The organism is Staphylococcus sp. AC872 (genome assembly GCF_979255425.1).
The window spans coordinates 1-1117 of record NZ_CEEDKW010000021.1 but is presented as its reverse complement, the minus strand read 5'-3'; the positions used below and the strand labels follow the sequence as shown (position 1 = coordinate 1117).

Below are 1117 nucleotides of genomic sequence, written 5' to 3'. Positions count from 1 at the left end.
TTATATCTGAAATAGTTCATACAGAAGACTCCTTTTTGTTAAAATTATACTATAAATTCAACTTTGCAACAGAACCATTTATACAAAATATAGACAAAGACTTTTATGAAATCTCTAAACAATTAAATTGTAAAGAACTTAATTATCAAGAACTATATAGTTATATCAAACCTCAATTACCCAAAGAAATAAATCAAGAAGACGTTTCACGAGTTTTATATGGTCCTATAATTACTAATACAATTATAAAAGGTGGTGAACAGGTGAATTCTGTTCCTGATCGAGCTGTAGCAGAATTTAATGTTAGAACTGTACCAGAATATGATAATGATATGGTGAAGGATTTATTTAACAAGCATATAGAACGTCTTAATGGTGAAGGAGCTTGTTTAGAAAATGAGACATATCTTGACCTTGATCCTGTGCTTACAACTGGGGAAAATGATTTGATGGAATTAAGTTCAAAACTAGCTAAAAAACATTTTGACTATGAAATACTTAAATCTCCGACAGTAGGAGTTACAGATGCTTCAAACTTATTACGTGGTAAAGATGAAAACTTCTCATTCTTAATGTTTGGCCCTGGTGAACGTGCGCATCAGATAAATGAAAGAGTTAGTAAAAATGCTTATCTAAGTTTCATTAATTATTATATTGAGTTATTTATTGAATATTTTTCTTTATAATATTGCGAGCTTTTAATAACCGCATAAAGATAAAAAAAGCTGAGAAATGAGTTGTAACATTTTTCAGCTTTTTTATGAAAATATACGTAAAATTAATGTTGATATAATTAAATATACATTTAACAATTAATTTTGTATTTAATTTCTGAATGTTTCACTTTTACATAGTATTTAGAATTGCATTTTCAATTTGCTCCGCTAAATATTGTCGAAGATACAATATATTTTGCTTAGAGGTGATCAGTTTGTCTCATCATATTTTAAATGAAAATTTATATTCTATTTGGTGGATAATTTTTGCAGCAATGTTAGCACCAGTTTGTTCCCTTTTAACCCGTAAGTATATCCCTGATGTGGTTCTGTTGCAAAGTTGAATTTATAGTATAATTTTAACAAAAAGGAGTCTTCTGTATGAACTATTTCAGATATAA

The 1117-nt window shown here is 27.9% G+C and carries 1 protein-coding gene; it reads left to right on the top strand.

Going from position 1 to position 1117, the window contains the following annotated elements:
* Positions 1–686 (top strand): M20/M25/M40 family metallo-hydrolase (locus ACZ267_RS12725; protein ID WP_463680334.1); only part of this gene is annotated, 686 nt, incomplete at its 5' end.
* Positions 687–1117 lie beyond the last annotated feature (431 nt).